Source organism: Streptomyces sp. HPF1205, assembly GCF_020400825.1.
GTDB lineage: Bacteria > Actinomycetota > Actinomycetes > Streptomycetales > Streptomycetaceae > Actinacidiphila.
This window is the reverse complement of record NZ_JAINVH010000177.1, coordinates 1-265: the sequence shown is the minus strand read 5'-3', so window position 1 is coordinate 265 and position 265 is coordinate 1. Positions and strand designations below refer to the sequence as shown.

1 protein-coding gene is annotated in these 265 nt (G+C 66.8%); it reads left to right on the top strand.

The window, feature by feature from the left end:
- Positions 1 to 21: 21 nt before the first annotated feature.
- Positions 22 to 265, top strand: a 244-nt coding sequence (locus K7G61_RS36185) for an acyltransferase domain-containing protein (protein WP_374204356.1), incomplete at its 3' end; no start/stop codon positions are given.

Genomic DNA, 265 nt, shown 5'->3' with positions numbered 1-265 from the left:
GCCCGTCCGGTGGGTCGGCGGGTGTTCGTGTTTCCGGGGCAGGGTGCGCAGTGGGTGGGGATGGGTGGGGAGTTGTACGGGTCGGAGCCGGTGTTCCGGGACGTGATCGACGCGTGCGCGGCTGCCTTGTCGCCGTATACGGATTGGTCGTTGGTGGAGGTGTTGACGGGTCACGGCTCGTTGGAGCGGGTGGATGTGGTGCAGCCGGTGTTGTTCGCGGTGATGGTGGGGTTGGCGGAGTTGTGGCGTGCTCATGGTGTGGTGG